Annotated in this window: 14 protein-coding genes and 3 tRNA genes; 11 read left to right on the top strand and 6 right to left on the bottom strand. The window is 74.6% G+C overall.

Annotated elements, in window-relative coordinates:
• Positions 1-76: 76 nt before the first annotated feature.
• A complete protein-coding gene (locus tag ACI798_RS04790) occupies positions 77-496 on the bottom strand; it encodes a nuclear transport factor 2 family protein (RefSeq protein WP_456940201.1) in 420 nt (139 codons plus the stop codon).
• A gap of 154 nt (positions 497-650) precedes the next feature.
• On the opposite strand from ACI798_RS04790, the gene ACI798_RS04785 reads away from it, so the two are divergent.
• Together ACI798_RS04785 and cimA are read left to right on the top strand one after the other, a co-directional pair.
• A complete protein-coding gene (locus ACI798_RS04785; RefSeq protein ID WP_456940200.1) occupies positions 651-1,547 on the top strand; it encodes a LysR family transcriptional regulator in 897 nt (298 codons plus the stop codon).
• Positions 1,548-1,728: 181 nt separating this feature from the next.
• Entirely contained in the window at positions 1,729-3,324 is a 1,596-nt protein-coding gene (gene cimA, locus ACI798_RS04780; protein WP_456940199.1) for a citramalate synthase, read from the top strand.
• Positions 3,325-3,435: 111 nt separating this feature from the next.
• On the opposite strand, the gene ACI798_RS04775 is transcribed toward cimA, so the two are convergent.
• From ACI798_RS04775 to ACI798_RS04755, 5 genes are all read right to left on the bottom strand, one after another.
• Positions 3,436-3,840: a hypothetical protein gene (locus ACI798_RS04775; RefSeq protein WP_457047365.1), complete on the bottom strand. Its 405-nt coding sequence runs from the start codon at positions 3,838-3,840 to the stop codon at positions 3,436-3,438.
• An 81-nt stretch (positions 3,841-3,921) separates the two neighbouring features.
• Positions 3,922-4,575, bottom strand: a complete 654-nt coding sequence (locus tag ACI798_RS04770) for a response regulator (RefSeq protein ID WP_457047364.1) — start codon at positions 4,573-4,575, stop codon at positions 3,922-3,924.
• Entirely contained in the window at positions 4,572-5,684 is a 1,113-nt protein-coding gene (locus tag ACI798_RS04765; RefSeq protein ID WP_456940196.1) for a sensor histidine kinase, read from the bottom strand. The genes ACI798_RS04770 and ACI798_RS04765 overlap by 4 nt, the downstream gene beginning before the upstream one ends.
• Positions 5,685-5,767: 83 nt before the next feature.
• On the bottom strand, positions 5,768-6,097 hold the full coding sequence (locus ACI798_RS04760) for a putative quinol monooxygenase (RefSeq protein WP_457047363.1): 330 nt from the start codon (positions 6,095-6,097) through the stop codon (positions 5,768-5,770).
• Between the two features lie 118 nt (positions 6,098-6,215).
• A complete protein-coding gene (locus ACI798_RS04755) occupies positions 6,216-6,596 on the bottom strand; it encodes a VOC family protein (RefSeq protein ID WP_457047362.1) in 381 nt (126 codons plus the stop codon).
• A 54-nt stretch (positions 6,597-6,650) separates the two neighbouring features.
• On the opposite strand from ACI798_RS04755, the gene ACI798_RS04750 reads away from it, so the two are divergent.
• The 9 genes from ACI798_RS04750 (at position 6,651) to ACI798_RS04710 (ending at position 14,754) form a co-directional block, all read left to right on the top strand.
• A complete protein-coding gene (locus ACI798_RS04750) occupies positions 6,651-7,463 on the top strand; it encodes a fumarylacetoacetate hydrolase family protein (protein WP_456940193.1) in 813 nt (270 codons plus the stop codon).
• Positions 7,460-8,953, top strand: a complete 1,494-nt coding sequence (gltX, locus tag ACI798_RS04745; protein ID WP_456940192.1) for a glutamate--tRNA ligase — start codon at positions 7,460-7,462, stop codon at positions 8,951-8,953. The genes ACI798_RS04750 and gltX overlap by 4 nt, the downstream gene beginning before the upstream one ends.
• A gap of 167 nt (positions 8,954-9,120) precedes the next feature.
• Positions 9,121-10,233: a CPBP family intramembrane glutamic endopeptidase gene (locus ACI798_RS04740; RefSeq protein ID WP_457047361.1), complete on the top strand. Its 1,113-nt coding sequence runs from the start codon at positions 9,121-9,123 to the stop codon at positions 10,231-10,233.
• Between the two features lie 62 nt (positions 10,234-10,295).
• Positions 10,296-10,367: transfer RNA gene (locus ACI798_RS04735), tRNA-Gln, on the top strand.
• 45 nt (positions 10,368-10,412) lie between these two features.
• Positions 10,413-10,485 (top strand) — tRNA-Glu (locus tag ACI798_RS04730).
• Positions 10,486-10,598: 113 nt separating this feature from the next.
• Positions 10,599-10,671: transfer RNA gene (locus ACI798_RS04725), tRNA-Glu, on the top strand.
• A 130-nt stretch (positions 10,672-10,801) separates the two neighbouring features.
• Entirely contained in the window at positions 10,802-11,890 is a 1,089-nt protein-coding gene (galT, locus tag ACI798_RS04720; protein WP_456940190.1) for a galactose-1-phosphate uridylyltransferase, read from the top strand.
• Positions 11,887-13,050, top strand: coding sequence for a galactokinase (galK, locus tag ACI798_RS04715; protein WP_456940189.1), 1,164 nt, complete (start codon positions 11,887-11,889; stop codon positions 13,048-13,050). The genes galT and galK overlap by 4 nt, the downstream gene beginning before the upstream one ends.
• Positions 13,051-13,071: 21 nt before the next feature.
• Positions 13,072-14,754 (top strand): sodium:solute symporter family protein, encoded by a 1,683-nt coding sequence (locus ACI798_RS04710; RefSeq protein ID WP_456940188.1) that lies wholly within the window; start codon positions 13,072-13,074, stop codon positions 14,752-14,754.
• The last annotated feature ends 1 nt before the right edge of the window (position 14,755 follow it).

Below are 14,755 nucleotides of genomic sequence, written 5' to 3'. Positions count from 1 at the left end.
CCGGACCTCGCCGTGTGGTGCCCGGCCGCGCCCCGCAGGGTGAGGCCGGGCACCGCCGCGCGCGGTCGGCGCGACGTCAGGGCCGCGGCGCGTACAGCGGCGAGACGTCCTGGTAGAGCCGGACGGACGTCACCAGGCCGTCGTCGCGGCGGTCGGTCCAGGCCGTGGCGCGGACGGTGACCCGGGGACCGCCCTCGCGGTCGTAGTGGTTCAGCGCCTCCAGCACGAAGCGGGAGTCGTCGCCGTAGACGTTCAGCGGTTCGTGCAGCAGGCGCCAGCCCAGGCCGGTGACCGAGCCCCAGAAGGCGCCCAGCCCGGCCGTGACGGCGTCGCGTCCCCGCAGCGGCTCGTCGTTGCCGAACTGCACCGACACCTCCGGGGCGAGGAAGGCCGCGTAGCCCTCCAGGTCGTAGGCGTCCAGCACGGTCAGGTACTCCTGGTACCACGTCCAGCCGGCGTCGGACAGTTGGTTGACGCGCAACGACCCCAGGTCCACGACCCCACTCCTCCCTCGACGGCGTGCGGACGGCGGGCTGCCACCACCAGCGTGCCGACGTCGGCGACGGGGGGCCAGGACCCGGCGATGGGACCTGCGGCCACCGGCGATCAGCGGGGTTGATCGCCGCCCCCCGGACGTGGTCGGATGCCGCGTGTCCGACCCGGACCCGCGTCTCCTCCCCCCGTTCGTGGTCCTCGCCGAGGAGCTGCACTTCGGCCGTGCCGCCGCCCGGCTGCACCTGACCCAGTCCGCGCTCACCCAGCAGGTGCAGCGCCTGGAACGCCAGCTCGGGACGCGGCTGTTCGACCGGGACAGCCACGGCGTGGACCTGACCCCGGCCGGGCACGCCTTCCTCGCCGGGGCGCGCGGGGCCGTGGAGCTGGCCCGTCAGGCGGCCGCCGAGGCACGCCGCGCGGGCGGCACGCAGACCAGGCTGCGGCTCGGCGTGGACATCCACTGTCCCGACCCGTGGGTGCGTCGGCTGCGGCGGTTCGGGACCTCCCGGCCCGACGTCGAGCTGCGGCTGGTCATCCAGCAGCAGGACGACGTGGTCCGGGACGTCCGTGCCGGACGGCTCGACCTCGGCGTGGGGTGGACCGCGCCTCCGGACGGCGACACCTCGGTGGACTGGGCGCCGCTCGTCCCCGTGCCGCTGCACGGGGTCGTGCGCGACGACGACCCGCTGGCGCGCCGGGAGCGGTTGCCCCGCGCCGACCTGACCGGCCGGTGCCTGGTGCTGTACCGGCCCACCGCGGGCACGCGCGCCTTCTACGACTCCTTCCTCGCCGCCCTGACCGACCCGGCCGGCCGGCGGCCGTCGGTCACCCACGTCCCGGTCCTGGACGACGCCCAGGCCGCCATGCTCGACGCGGTGGAGGCGGGACGAGGTGTCAGCCTGTGTCCGGCCGGGGAGCTCGACCGCCGGGCCCGGCCCCGCCTGGTCGCCCTGCCGTTCGACCCGCCGATCGACGCGGACCTCGTCGCCCTGTGGCCCCGCGGCCGCCCACCTGTGCTGCTGCCGGACCTGCGGTCCTTCCTCCGGCGCTGACGGTGCCACGCGGGCCGGCGACCGGTGGCGGCGCGCTAGACTCCGCGGTGATGCACCTGTCCGGCACGATCATCATCGCCTAGCGCGCGGTCAGCACCCCCGACCGCGCGCAGACCCTCCGTACCCGGGGGGTCTTTCTCGTGTCAGGGGCCTGATCGCCGTCGAACCCCCGGGAGCACCCGTGGCCACCGACGCCTCCACCCCAGCCGTCACCAGCGACTTCCACGTCTTCGACACCACGCTGCGCGACGGCGCCCAGCGCGAGGGGATCAGCTTCTCCGTCGCCGACAAGCTCGCCGTCGCCCGGCTGCTCGACGAGATCGGCGTCGGCTACATCGAGGGCGGCTGGCCGGGGGCGCTGCCCAAGGACACCGAGTTCTTCGCCCGCGCCCGCACCGAGCTGAAGCTCCGGCACGCGGTGCTGGTCGCGTTCGGCGCCACCCGCAGGGCCGGCGTCCGCGTCGAGGACGACCCGCAGGTGCGCGCGCTGCTCGACGCCGGCGCGCCGGTGGTCTGCCTGGTCGCCAAGTCCGACGTCCGCCACGTGCGGGAGGCGCTGCGCACCACGCTCGAGGAGAACCTCGCGATGGTCGCCGACACCGTCGCGTACCTCGTCGCCCACGGCCGGCGGGTGTTCCTCGACTGCGAGCACTTCTTCGACGGCCACGCCGCCGACCCCGACTACGGCGTCGCGGTGCTCCGGGCCGCGTTCGGCGCCGGCGCCGAGGTCGGCGTCCTGTGCGACACCAACGGCGGGATGCTGCCGATGGGCGTGGCCCGGGTGGTCGCCGACGTCCGGTCGCGGGTGGAGGGCCGGCTCGGCATCCACTGCCAGGACGACACCGGGTGCGCGGTCGCCAACTCGCTGGCCGCCGTCGAGGCGGGGGTGACCCACGTGCAGGGCACCGCCAACGGCTACGGCGAGCGGGCCGGCAACGCCGACACCTTCGCGCTGGTGGCCAACCTGGTCACCAAGATGGGCCTGCCGGTGGTGCCCGCGGAGTGCCTGGCCGAGCTGCAGCGGGTCAGCCACGCCATCGCCGAGCTCGCCAACATCGCCCCCGACGACCACCAGCCCTACGTCGGGACGTCGGCCTTCGCGCACAAGGCCGGCCTGCACGCCAGCGCGATCAAGGTCAGCCCGGAGCTGTACAACCACCTCGACCCGGCCGTCGTCGGCAACGACATGCGCATCCTGGTCACCGAGATGGCCGGCCGCGCCTCGGTGGAGCTCAAGGGCCGCGAGCTCGGCGTCGACCTCGAGGGGCACGCCGACGCCGTCGGCCGGGTGGTGGACCAGGTGAAGGTGCTCGAGGCCGAGGGCTGGTCGTTCGAGGCCGCCGACGCCTCCTTCGAGCTGCTGCTGCGCTCGCAGCTGCCCGGCGCGCCCGCCCCGCTGTTCGAGCTGGAGAGCTACCGGACGACGGTCGAGCACGGGGCCAACGGCGTCGTGATGAGCGAGGCGACGGTGAAGGTCCACGTCGACGGCGAGCGGATCATCAGCACCGGCGAGGGCAACGGCCCGGTCAACGCGCTGGACAACGCGCTGCGCCAGGCGCTGGTCAGCCGCCACCCGCGGCTGGCCGACGTCTCGCTGGCCGACTACAAGGTCCGCATCCTCGGGTGGAAGGGCGGCACCAGCGCCACCACCCGGGTGCTCGTGGACACCACCGACGGGGTGGGGGAGTGGACCACCGTCGGCGTCCACGACAACATCGTCGAGGCCTCCTGGCACGCGCTGGTCGACGCGCTGACCTACGCCGTCCGCCACCGTTAGGCCGCATCCCGGTCGCGGGGGCCGGAGGCCTCCCGACCGGCATGCGGGGGTGGGCTCAGCGCAGGTCGGGGACGGCACCTGGCCGCGGTGTCGGCCGGTGGGCCGACGGTGTCAGTGGTACTCGTCGAGGCGCCACCACATGGCCAGCGCCATCGCCGGGAGCATCAGCACGTGCCCGGCGGTGAACAGGGCCGACGCCGAGATGGTCCCGGTCCAGTACGGCACCAGCAGCACGACGAACGGCACGTACATCGCCGCGGACATCTCGGCGATCGCCGGCCAGGAGTGCCGGCGGAACCGCATCCAGGCGGCCATCCCGATCGCCATGTCCGTCGCCATCACCATCGCGTGGACGTCGGCGCGGTCGTCCAGTCCCGGCCAGAGCCAGGTCCCGACCGGGCCCAGGACCACCATGCCGGCGACCATCGCCACGACCATCTCCAGGTAGTGGCGGACCAGGTGCCAGGTGTGCCGGGTGCGGGTGGGGGTCTGCTCGGGAGAGGTCTGCGTCGTCATGGCGGAGAGCGTCGGGCGCGGCGCCGTCCCCGCCAGGTGCCGGAGGTCACGGCCGCCGGTCACGGTCCGGCGTGACCGGCCTCAGACCAGGTCGAGCGCGCGGGCGCGCAGCGCCGCCTGGGTGCGGTCCCGGGCGCCGAGCTTGCCCAGCACGCTCGTCACGTGGTTCTTGACCGTGCCCTCCGCCAGGTACAGCGCCCGCGCGATCTCCCGGCTGCTGCGGCCCTCGGCCAGCAGCCGGAGCACGTCGAGCTCGCGGTCGGACAGCGGGACGACCAGCGGCTGCGGCCGGGACCGGGGGCCGTCGTCCAGCTGGGCGAAGCGGGCCACCACCTTCGCCGCGACCGACGGCTGCAGCACCGACTCGCCGCGGGCGGCCGACAGGACCGCCTCGACCAGCCGGTCGGAGGAGACGTCCTTGAGCAGGTAGCCCAGCGCGCCGGCGCGGAGCGCGGCGAAGACGTCCTCGTCGTCGTCGAAGGTGGTCAGCGCCAGCACGCGGACGTGCGGCTGCTCCACCCGCAGCCGGCGGGTCGCGCCGATCCCGTCGAGGACCGGCATGTGCAGGTCCATGAGGACGACGTCGGGACGTACGGCCGCCGCCCGCTCCAGCGCCTCGTGCCCGTCCCCGGCCTCGCCGGCGACCTCGACCTCCGGCCGCGCGCCGAGCAGGGTGACCAGCGCCTCCCGGAACAGCGCCTGGTCGTCGACGACGAGCACGCGGACGGCGCTCACCCGGGCACCTCGACCAGCAGCTCGGTGCCCGCACCCCCGCACGGCCCGACGGTGACCCGGCCGCCCACCCGGGCGGCGCGCTCGCGCAGCCCGAGCAGGCCGAAGGTCGGCCGGTCGTCGACGGTGTCGGGGAGGCCGCGGCCGTCGTCGCGGACCGCCAGCCGCACGGTGCCGTCCCCGCCGTAGGCCAGCGTCACCCGGGCACAGGTGGCGCCGGCGTGCTTGCGCACGTTGGTCAGCCCCTCCTGCGCCGACCGGAACAGCGACTCCTCGGTCTCCTCCGGCAGCGGGCGCTCGGGCCCGGTGACCTCGAGCGTGGCGGGCAGCCCCGCGGCCGCCGCCTCGCCGGTCAGCGTCTCCAGCGCCACGCGCAGCGGCGGGCGGGAGACCGGCGCCCGCAGCGTCGCCACCGACCGGCGCACCTCGGCCAGCGCCTCGCTCGCCTGGGACTGCGCCTTCGCGAGCACCTCGTCGGCGCGCGCGGGGTCGGTCGGCAGCACCGCGCGGGCTGCCTGCACCTGCATCTGGACGACGGTCAGGTGGTGGCCGAGCCCGTCGTGGATGTCGCGGGCCAGCCGGTTGCGCTCGCGCGTGGTGGCGAGCTCCGCGGCCTGGGCGGCGTACCCGCGCAGCAGCTCGTTGGCCTCGGCGAGCTCCGCCCGGGCCCGCTGGGCCTGCTGCAGCAGGGCGGTCACGACGGCGGTGAACACCGCGGCGCCGAGCAGCCCGAGCGCGTTGCGGGCGAAGTCGGCCCACCCCATCCCGAGGTGCACCAGCGGCACGACCAGCGTCACCGCCGCGGCGGCGGGCAGGGGGAGCAGCAGCACGCACTGGGCCACCAGCACCAGCAGCAGGAGGGTCGCCCCGACGCCGGCGTGCGCCGCGCCGAACAGCAGGACGCCGAGCGGCAGCTGCAGGCAGACGTGCCCGGCGGTCAGCCAGTACCGGCGCGGGGCCGGCTGCCGGGACAGCCACGGCAGCGCCACCAGGCTGTGCGCCGCGTACGTCGTCCCGAGGGCGACGGCGAGCAGCGGGTGGGGGTCGTCGGTGGCCTCGACCGCGACGGTGAGCAGCGCCAGCAGGGTCAGCACCGCGAGCGCGCGGGTCACCCGGTCACTGTCGCGCCGGCGCCGCGCCGGGGTCAACCACCGGGCCTCCGGAGGGGGCGTCGCCGCCCCTCCGGAGGCGGGCGTCAGCGCCTCGGCTCGACCTCGCCCATCGGGCCGAAGCCGGGGACCGACGGCTCGTCGACGTAGATGATCTGCGGCTGCTCGGCCACGAGCTCCGACATCCAGTCGAAGGCGGCCTTGGCATGCGGGGTGGCCACGTGCGAGGCGCCGGCGTCGGCGTCCCGGAAGCCCTCGATGCAGACGAAGGTGTTGGGGTCCAGCACGCTGCGGGACCACTCGAAGAACAGGCTGCCCTCCTCGGCGTTCACCGCCGCGGCGTACTCGTCCGCGTGGGCCCGGAACTCCTCGACCTTGTCGGGCCGGACGGGGAACTTGATGACGATCAGGATCACGAGCACTCCTCTGGTCGGTCCGAGTGGGGCCCGGAGGGCTCCGCGCAGGAGCGGCCGTCTGGGCTCCGCCCGATCGGGGCCGCTCCCTGGCCGCGGTGTCGTCCGGAGGACGACAGTGTCACAGCGGGTCGAGCCGGCGGCGCAGCAGACAGAAGGGATTGCCCTCGGGATCGGCGAGCACGTGCCAGCTCTCCTCCCCGGTCTGCCCGACGTCGGCCCGGGTGGCGCCGAGGTCCAGCAGGCGCCGGAGCTCGGCGTCCTGGTCGCGGTCGGTGGCGTTGACGTCCAGGTGCAGCCGCGGCTTGCCGGGGTCGGGCTCGGCCACCGGGGCGAACACCAGCGTGGGGGCCGCGCCGCCGAAACCGGCCTCCGGGCCGATCTCCACCGCCCCGTCGTCGTCGCGGCCGAGCACCCGGTAGCCCAGCACCTCCGCCCACCAGGCGGCGAGCGTCTCGGGGTCCCGGCTGTCGACGACGATCTCGCTCAGGCGGCAGGCCACCCGGTCACCGTAGGGCGGGCGGCGGGGACGCGCGGGGTCAGTAGCCTCGACGTCGTGCGCATCGTCCGCTTCGCCTCGCCCTCGGGCATGTCCTTCGGCGTCCTCGACGGCGACGGCCAGGTCGCCCAGATCGAGGGCCACCCGTTCGGGACCATCTCCTTCACCGGCCAGCGGTTCGCCCAGGCCGACGTCCGGCTGCTCTCGCCGATCCTGCCGAGCAAGGTCGTCTGCGTCGGCAAGAACTACGCCGACCACGTGAAGGAGATGAACACCGGCGACGCCCCGGAGCGGCCGCTGCTGTTCCTCAAGCCCTCGACGTCGGTCATCGGCCCCGGCGACGCCATCCGCATCCCGGCCGGCAGCACCAACGTGCACCACGAGGTCGAGCTCGCCGTCGTCATCGGCGCCCGCGGCGCGCGCAACCTGACGCCCGAGCAGGTCCCGGGCAGCGTCTTCGGCTACACGATCGCCAACGACGTCACCGAGCGGGACATGCAGAAGGCCGACGGGCAGTGGACCCGCGCGAAGGGCTTCGACTCGTTCTGCCCGCTGGGCCCGTGGATCGAGACCGACCTGCGGGGCCTGGCCAAGGACCCGGCCGACCTGGAGATCACCTGCACCGTCGACGGCGAGCCGCGGCAGGCCGGGCGCACCAGCCAGCTGCTGTTCGACGTCCCGACGCTGGTCTCCTACATCTCGCAGGTGATGACGCTGCTCCCCGGCGACGTCGTCCTCACCGGCACCCCGGCCGGGGTCGGGCCGATCCGGCCCGGCCAGCGGGTCGAGTGCTCGATCGAGGGCCTGGGCTCCCTGGCCAACACGGTCAGCGGCGCCGACACCGCCTCCACCGCGGGCGGCGCGCGATGACGGGCGTGCGCACCCGGTTCTGCCCCTCGCCGACGGGCATGGTGCACGTCGGCCTGCTGCGCACCGCGCTGTTCAACTGGGCGCACGCGCGGCACACCGGCGGCACGTTCGTCTTCCGCATCGAGGACACCGACGCCGCCCGCGACTCCGAGGAGTCCTACCGGCACCTGCTCGACTGCCTGCGCTGGCTGGGCCTGGACTGGGACGAGGGCCCCGAGGTCGGCGGCCCGCACGGCCCCTACCGGCAGTCGGAGCGCTCCGAGGTCTACCGCGAGGTGGCGCAGAAGCTGCTCGCGGCGGGGCACCTCTACGAGTCCTTCTCCACCAACGAGGAGGTCGAGGCGCGGCGCCTGGCCGCCGGGCAGGACCCCAAGCTCGGCTACGACAACGCCGACCGGTTCCTCACCGACGCGCAGAAGACCGCCTTCCGCGCCGAGGGCCGCGAGCCGGTGCTGCGGCTGCGGATGCCCGACGAGGACCTGTCCTGGACCGACCTGGTCCGCGGCGAGGTGCGCTTCGCCGCGGGATCCGTGCCCGACTTCGTCGTCGTCCGGGCCAACGGCGCGCCGCTCTACCCGTTCGTGAACCCCGTCGACGACGCCCTCATGGGCATCACCGACGTGCTGCGCGGCGAGGACCTGCTGCCCTCGACCCCCCGCCAGCTCGCGCTCTACGCAGCCCTGCAGGACGTCGGGGTCGCCGCCGGCACCCCGCGCTTCGGCCACCTGCCCTACGTCACCGGCGAGGGCAACAAGAAGCTGTCCAAGCGCGACCCGCAGTCCAACGTCGACGTGTACCGCGAGCGCGGTTTCCTGCCCGAGGGGTTCGCCAACTACCTGGCGCTGCTGGGCTGGTCGATCGCCGAGGACCGCGACGTGTTCTCCACCGCCGAGATGGTCGAGGCCTTCGACGTCACCCGGGTCAGCGCCAACCCGGCCCGCTTCGACGTCAGGAAGGCCGAGGCGATCAACGCCACCCACGTCCGCGAGCTGCCGGTGGAGGAGTACGTCGCCCGCGTGGTGCCCTTCCTCGCCGGCGCCGGGCTGGTCACCGACCCGCCGACGGCCGAGCAGGACCGGGTGCTGCGCGCGATCGCCCCGATGGCGCAGGAGCGGACGGTCGTCCTCTCCGACGCCGTCGGCCTGCTCGGCTTCCTCTTCACCGAGGAGGTGGCCGTCGACCCGGCCGCGGCGGCCAAGAACCTGCGCCCCGACGACGGCGCGGTGCTCGACGCGGCGGCCGGCGCGCTGCGCGACCTGGCCGACTGGAGCGCCGCCGGCATCGAGCAGGCGCTCAAGGCCGCGCTGGTCGAGGGCCTGGGCCGCAAGCCGCGGCAGGCGTTCGGGCCGGTGCGGGTGGCGGTGAGCGGCCGCACGGTGTCCCCGCCGCTGTACGAGTCGATCGAGCTGCTCGGCCGCGAGCGCACGCTGGCCCGGCTGGCGGCGGCCCGCGCGGCGACGGGGGGCACGACGGGGGACACGGCGGGGTGACCGTCCCGCCCTGGGGACCGCCGCCCCCGGACCGCCCGCCGGCCCCGGAGGACGAGCCCTACACCGGCCCGCCGCCCACCGGCCCGTACGGGGCGCCGCCGCAGGTCCCGGGCACGCCGTACGGGGCGGCTCCGTGGGCGCCGGCCGGGGGAGGAGGGGCCGGGCCGGTGCCCTGGCCGCTGGGTCCCGTGGCGCTGCCGCCGGGACCGCACGGCCCGGCCGGGCACGGCCCGTTCCCGCCCGGCCCCCTCCCGCACGGCCCGTTCCCGCCCGGTCCCCACCCGCACGCCCCGTTCCCGTCCGCGCCCCTCCCTCCCGGCGTCGCGCTGGCCCCGCCGCCCGGGACGCCGCCGCACGACGTGCCGCAGCCCTACCTGCTCGCGATGCGCGCGCGGGACTGGGGCTGGTGGCGGCCGGTGCTGGGCCTGCTGCTGTTCACCGTCGCCTACGGGGTCGCGGCGTTCGTCGTGGTCCTCGCCGTGCTGCTCACCGGCGTCACGCCGGACCTGCAGCTGCTCGACCTGGTCGACCCCGGCGTGCTGCTGCTCACCAACCTCTCGCTGATCGTCGCGATCCCCATCGTCTGGCTGGCGTGGGTGGCCGCCCACGGCATGGCGCCGGGGTGGTCGTCGTCGGTGCTCGCCCGGCTGCGCTGGCGGCTGTTCGCGCCGCTCACCCTCCGGGCGCTGGGCACCCTCGGCGTCGGCATCGCGCTGTCGGTCGTCCTCGGCTACCTGTTCGACGACGGCGAGGTCACCGGCCCGGTCGACGACCTGGCCTGGCTGCTGCTGGTCGTGGTCCTCACCACGCCGCTGCAGTCGGCGGCCGAGGAGTACGTCTTCCGCGGCTACCTGAGCCAGGCGATCGCCGGCTGGATCCGCGACCCGCGCGCCGGCGCCGTGGTGGCCGCGGTGGTCACCGCCGCGCTGTTCTCGCTGGCCCACGCGCCGGGCGACGTCGTCACCTTCCTCGACCGGTTCGCCTTCGGGCTGGCCGCCTCGGCAGTGGTCTTCCTCACCGGCGGCCTCGAGGCGGCGATCGTGCTGCACGCGGTCAACAACGTGCTGGTGTTCCTCCTGGCCGGGACCCTGGGCGAGGACGTCGCCACGGAGGAGGTCCCGGCCGGCGTCGGGCTGCTGTACCTGCTGGTCACGCTCGTGTCGATGGGCGCCTACGTCGCGCTCGTGGCCGCCTCCCGCCGCCGGCTGCGGTTCGAGATCCTGACCGGGGCGCTGGACCTGCGCGTCCCGGCCGTCGACCCGCGGACCGGGGGGTGGTGACACGGGCTCCGGGAACGTCGGGTATCGTCTTCCCCGGCGCCGCGAGGTGCCCGCCAACACCTTGGGGTATGGGGTAATTGGCAGCCCGACGGATTCTGGCTCCGTTAGTCTAGGTTCGAGTCCTGGTACCCCAGCGAGGAAGCACCACCTCCTCAACAGCACGACCCGCACCACCGCACGGCCCCGTCGTCTAGCGGCCCAGGACGCCGCCCTCTCACGGCGGTAGCGAGGGTTCGAATCCCTTCGGGGCTACAGCGCAGCGAGAGCCCCCGGTCACCGACCGGGGGCTCTCGCCGTTCCCAGGGCCGGTCGCCCGGACCCGGTCGCGGGTGCCGGTGCGGGGCGTGGCAGGATGGATCTCGTCCGGCCCCGTCGTCTAGCGGTCCAGGACGCCGCCCTCTCACGGCGGTAGCGAGGGTTCGAATCCCTTCGGGGCTACAGCGCAGCAGGGCCCCCGGCCACCCGGCCGGGGGCCCTGCGCCGTTCCCGGCCCCCGAGTGGCCCATGATCGCGAGCGGACGTAGCGTTCCCAGGGCCCCATCCCGGGCCGGGAACGGAGGCGGACCTGGTGATCCGGACCAGTCGACGGCTGGCCGACGGCCGCGAGATCGTCTACTTCGACGCGGACGGCACGCCCGCCCGCGTCGCCGAGGACACCCGCGACCTGCCGCCCGTCGGCACCCACTCGCAGCTGCGCCGGGACGCGCTGCTCGGCGAGTGGGTCGTGATCGCCGCCCACCGGCAGACGCGCACCTTCCTGCCGCCGGCCGACCAGTGCCCGCTGTGCCCGTCGCGGCCCGGCCGGCCCACCGAGGTGCCCGAGGCCGACTACCAGGTCGCCGTCTTCGAGAACCGCTTCCCGTCGCTGTCGACCGCGGTCGACCGCGACGTGCCGCCCACCGCGCCCGGGGCCCCGCTGGCCGAGCTGCGCCCCGGGTTCGGCCGCTGCGAGGTGGTGCTGTTCACCAGCGACCACGACCAGCACTTCGCCGGGCTGGGCCGCGACCGCGCGCGGCTGGTGATCGACGTCTGGGCCGACCGCACCGCGGAGCTCGGTGGCATCGACGGCGTCGAGCAGGTCTTCTGCTTCGAGAACTCCGGCGAGGAGATCGGGGTGACGCTGTCGCACCCCCACGGGCAGATCTACGCCTACCCGTTCGTGACCCCGCGGGTGGAGAAGGTGCTCGCCTCGGTGCGCCGGCACCGCGAGGAGACCGGCGGGGACCTGTTCGCCGAGGTCGTGGAGTCCGAGCGCACCGGGCCGCGGGTGGTGGCGGCGAACGAGCACTGGGTGGCCTTCGTCCCGGCCGCGGCGCGCTGGCCCTACGAGGTGCAGCTGTTCCCCACCCGCCGGGTGCCCGACCTGCCCGCCCTCGACGACGCGCAGCGGGACGCGCTGGCCGAGGTCTACCTCGACGTCCTCGGCCGCTTCGCGCACCGCATGGACACCCCGATGCCCTACATCGCCGCGTGGAACCAGGCGCCGGTGCGCACCGGGCGGGAGGACTGGTGGCTGCACCTGCAGCTGTTCTCGCTGCGCCGCGCGCCGGGCAAGCTCAAGTACCTGGCGGGCTCGGAGTCGGGGATGGGCGCGTTCATCACCGACACCAACCCCGAGGACGTCGCCGAGCAGCTGCGGAACGTGGTGGTCCCGTGAGCGGGCTGCCCACCGACGAGGAGGCCGCGGCCCGCGCCGTCGCCGCGTTCACCGAGCGGTTCGGCGCCGCGCCCGAGGGCGTCTGGGCCGCGCCCGGGCGGGTCAACGTCATCGGCGAGCACACCGACTACAACGGCGGGCACGTGCTGCCGGTCGCCCTGCCGCACACCACCCGGGCCGCGGTCGCCCGCCGCGACGACGGCCGGCTCGTCCTCGTCTCCGCCCAGCACCCCGGCGCGGACGCCGACGTCGCGGTCGCCGACCTCGAGCCGGGCACCCCGGGGGGCTGGGCCGGCTACCCGGCCGGCGTCGTCCACCAGCTGCGCGAGGCGGTGCCCGGGGGCCTGAGCCTGCTGGTCGACGGCGACGTCCCGGCCGGCGCGGGGCTGTCGTCGTCGGCGGCGCTGGAGTGCGCCGTCGCCGTGGCCCTGCGCGACCTGCTGGACCTGGATCTCGGCCCGGACGAGCTGGTCGACGTCGCCCGGCGGGCCGAGAACGACTTCGTCGGCGCGCCCACCGGGATCCTCGACCAGTCCGCGTCGGTGCTGTGCACCGCCGGGCACGCGCTGCACCTGGACACCCGCGACCGCGGCAGCGAGCAGGTGCCCCTCGACCTCGAGGCGGCGGGCCTGGCGCTGCTGGTGGTCGACTCGGGCACCACCCACAGCCACGCCGACGGCGGCTACGGCGACCGGCGCCGCGAGTGCGAGGAGGCCGCCCGGCGGCTGGCCGTCGGCCTGCTCTGCGAGGCGCCCGGCGTCGACGCCCTCGCGCCGCTGGACGACGGCACCGGGCGCGGCGCGCTGCTGCTGCGCCGGGCCCGCCACGTGGTCACCGAGGACGCCCGCGTCGCGGAGGTCGTCGGCCTGCTGCGGGCCGGCGGCGACCCGCGGGAGGTCGGCCCGGTGCTCACCGCCGGGCACGCCTCGCTGCGCGACGACTTCGAGGTGTCGGTGCCCGAGCTCGACGCGATCGTCGAGACGGCGCTGGCCGCCGGGGCGCACGGTGCGCGCATGGTGGGCGGCGGCTTCGGCGGGAGCGCGGTCGCGCTCGTCGACGCCGCGGCCGTCGACGACGTCGCCGCCGCCGTCACCGGGCGCGCCGGCGCCACCCGTTCCTACGTCGTGGTCCCCTCCGCGGGGGCCCGCCGCCTGTCCTGACCTGACCCGAGGGAGGCCCGAGTGGACGACCTGAGACTGGACGCGGGGTTCGTCGACTACCTGCTGGTGGCCGTCTACTTCGCCGTCGTGCTGATGATCGGCGCCGCCGCCCGCCGGCGGGTGTCCGACAGCCTGGACTTCTTCCTGTCGGGCCGCTCGCTGCCCGCCTGGATCACCGGCCTGGCGTTCATCTCCGCCAACCTGGGCGCGGTCGAGATCGTCGGGATGTCGGCCAACGGCGCGCAGTACGGCATGAGCACCGTGCACTACTTCTGGATCGGCGCGGTCCCGGCCATGCTGTTCCTGGGCGTGGTGATGATGCCCTTCTACTACGGGTCGAAGGTCCGCAGCGTCCCGGAGTTCATGCGCCGCCGGTTCGGCACCGGCGCCCACCTGGTCAACGCGCTCAGCTTCGCCACCGCGCAGATCCTCATCGCCGGCATCAACCTGTTCCTGCTCGCCACGATCGTCAACGCCCTGCTCGGCTGGCCGCTGTGGGTGTCGCTGATCGTCGCGGCGGCCGTGGTGCTCAGCTACATCACCCTCGGCGGGCTGTCGGCGGCGATCTACAACGAGGTCCTGCAGTTCTTCGTCATCGTCGCCGCGCTGCTGCCGCTGACCCTCATCGGCCTGCACCGCGTCGGCGGCGTCGGCGGTCTGGTCGACAAGGTCACCGACGCCGGACGCGCCGAGGAGCTCAGCTCGTGGCCGGCCACGGAGCTCTCCGGCATCGAGAACCCGGTCCTGTCGGTCATCGGCATCGTCTTCGGCCTCGGGTTCGTGCTGTCGTTCGGCTACTGGACGACGAACTTCGTCGAGGTCCAGCGGGCCATGGCGACCAAGTCGATGTCCGCGGCGCGCAGCACGCCGGTCATCGGGTCCTTCCCGAAGATGTTCGTGCCGTTCATCGTGGTGGTCCCGGGCATCATCGCCACGGTCCTGGTGCCGGAGGTCATCGAGGCCCGGGCCACCGCCGACGCGGAGTTCGACTACAACAACGCGCTGCTCATGCTGATCCGCGACACCCTGCCCAACGGCCTGCTCGGTGTCGCGCTCGCCGGCCTGCTGGCGGCCTTCATGGCCGGCATGGCGGCCAACATCTCCGCCTTCAACACGGTCTTCAGCTACGACCTGTGGCAGCAGTACGTGAAGAAGGACCGGCCCGACCACTACTACCTGGTCGTGGGCCGGTGGGCGACCGTCGGCGCCACCGTGGCCGCCATCGGGACGGCGATCATCGCGTCGGGCTACACGAACCTGATGGACTACCTGCAGACGCTGTTCGGCTTCTTCAACGCCCCGCTGTTCGCCACGTTCATCCTCGGCATGTTCTGGAAGCGGATGACGGCGACGGCCGGCTGGGCGGGCCTGGTGTCCGGGACGCTGGCCGCGGTCACCGTCGCCTTCCTCAGCGAGGACGCGTTCGGGGCGGCGTCGCTGGGTGTGCTCCCCATCAGCGGCCAGGGCGCGAGCTTCGTCGCCGCGAGCGCCGCGTTCCTCGTCGACATCGTGGTCAGCGTCGTGGTCAGCCAGGTCACCGCGCCCAAGCCGGTGGCCCAGCTCGCCGGGCTCGTCTACTCCGAGACCCCGAAGGAGCAGCGGACCGACCCCGACGCGCACCGGCTGCCCTGGTACCAGTCGCCGACCAAGCTCGCCGGCATCTCGCTGGTGATGGTCATCATCCTCAATGTCATCTTCCGCTGAC

It is taken from the genome of Geodermatophilus sp. SYSU D01045 (genome assembly GCF_054050295.1).
The sequence above is the reverse complement of the archived record's forward strand: the minus strand, read 5'-3'. Positions and strand labels throughout refer to the sequence as shown.

Bases quoted from the DNA above. Each gene is read 5' to 3' on its own strand.
- ACI798_RS04775 (WP_457047365.1), bottom strand. From the start codon at position 3,840: ATGACGACGCAGACCTCTCCCGAGCAGACCCCCACCCGCACCCGGCAC.
- gltX (WP_456940192.1), top strand. From the start codon at position 7,460: ATGACGGGCGTGCGCACCCGGTTCTGCCCCTCGCCGACGGGCATGGTG.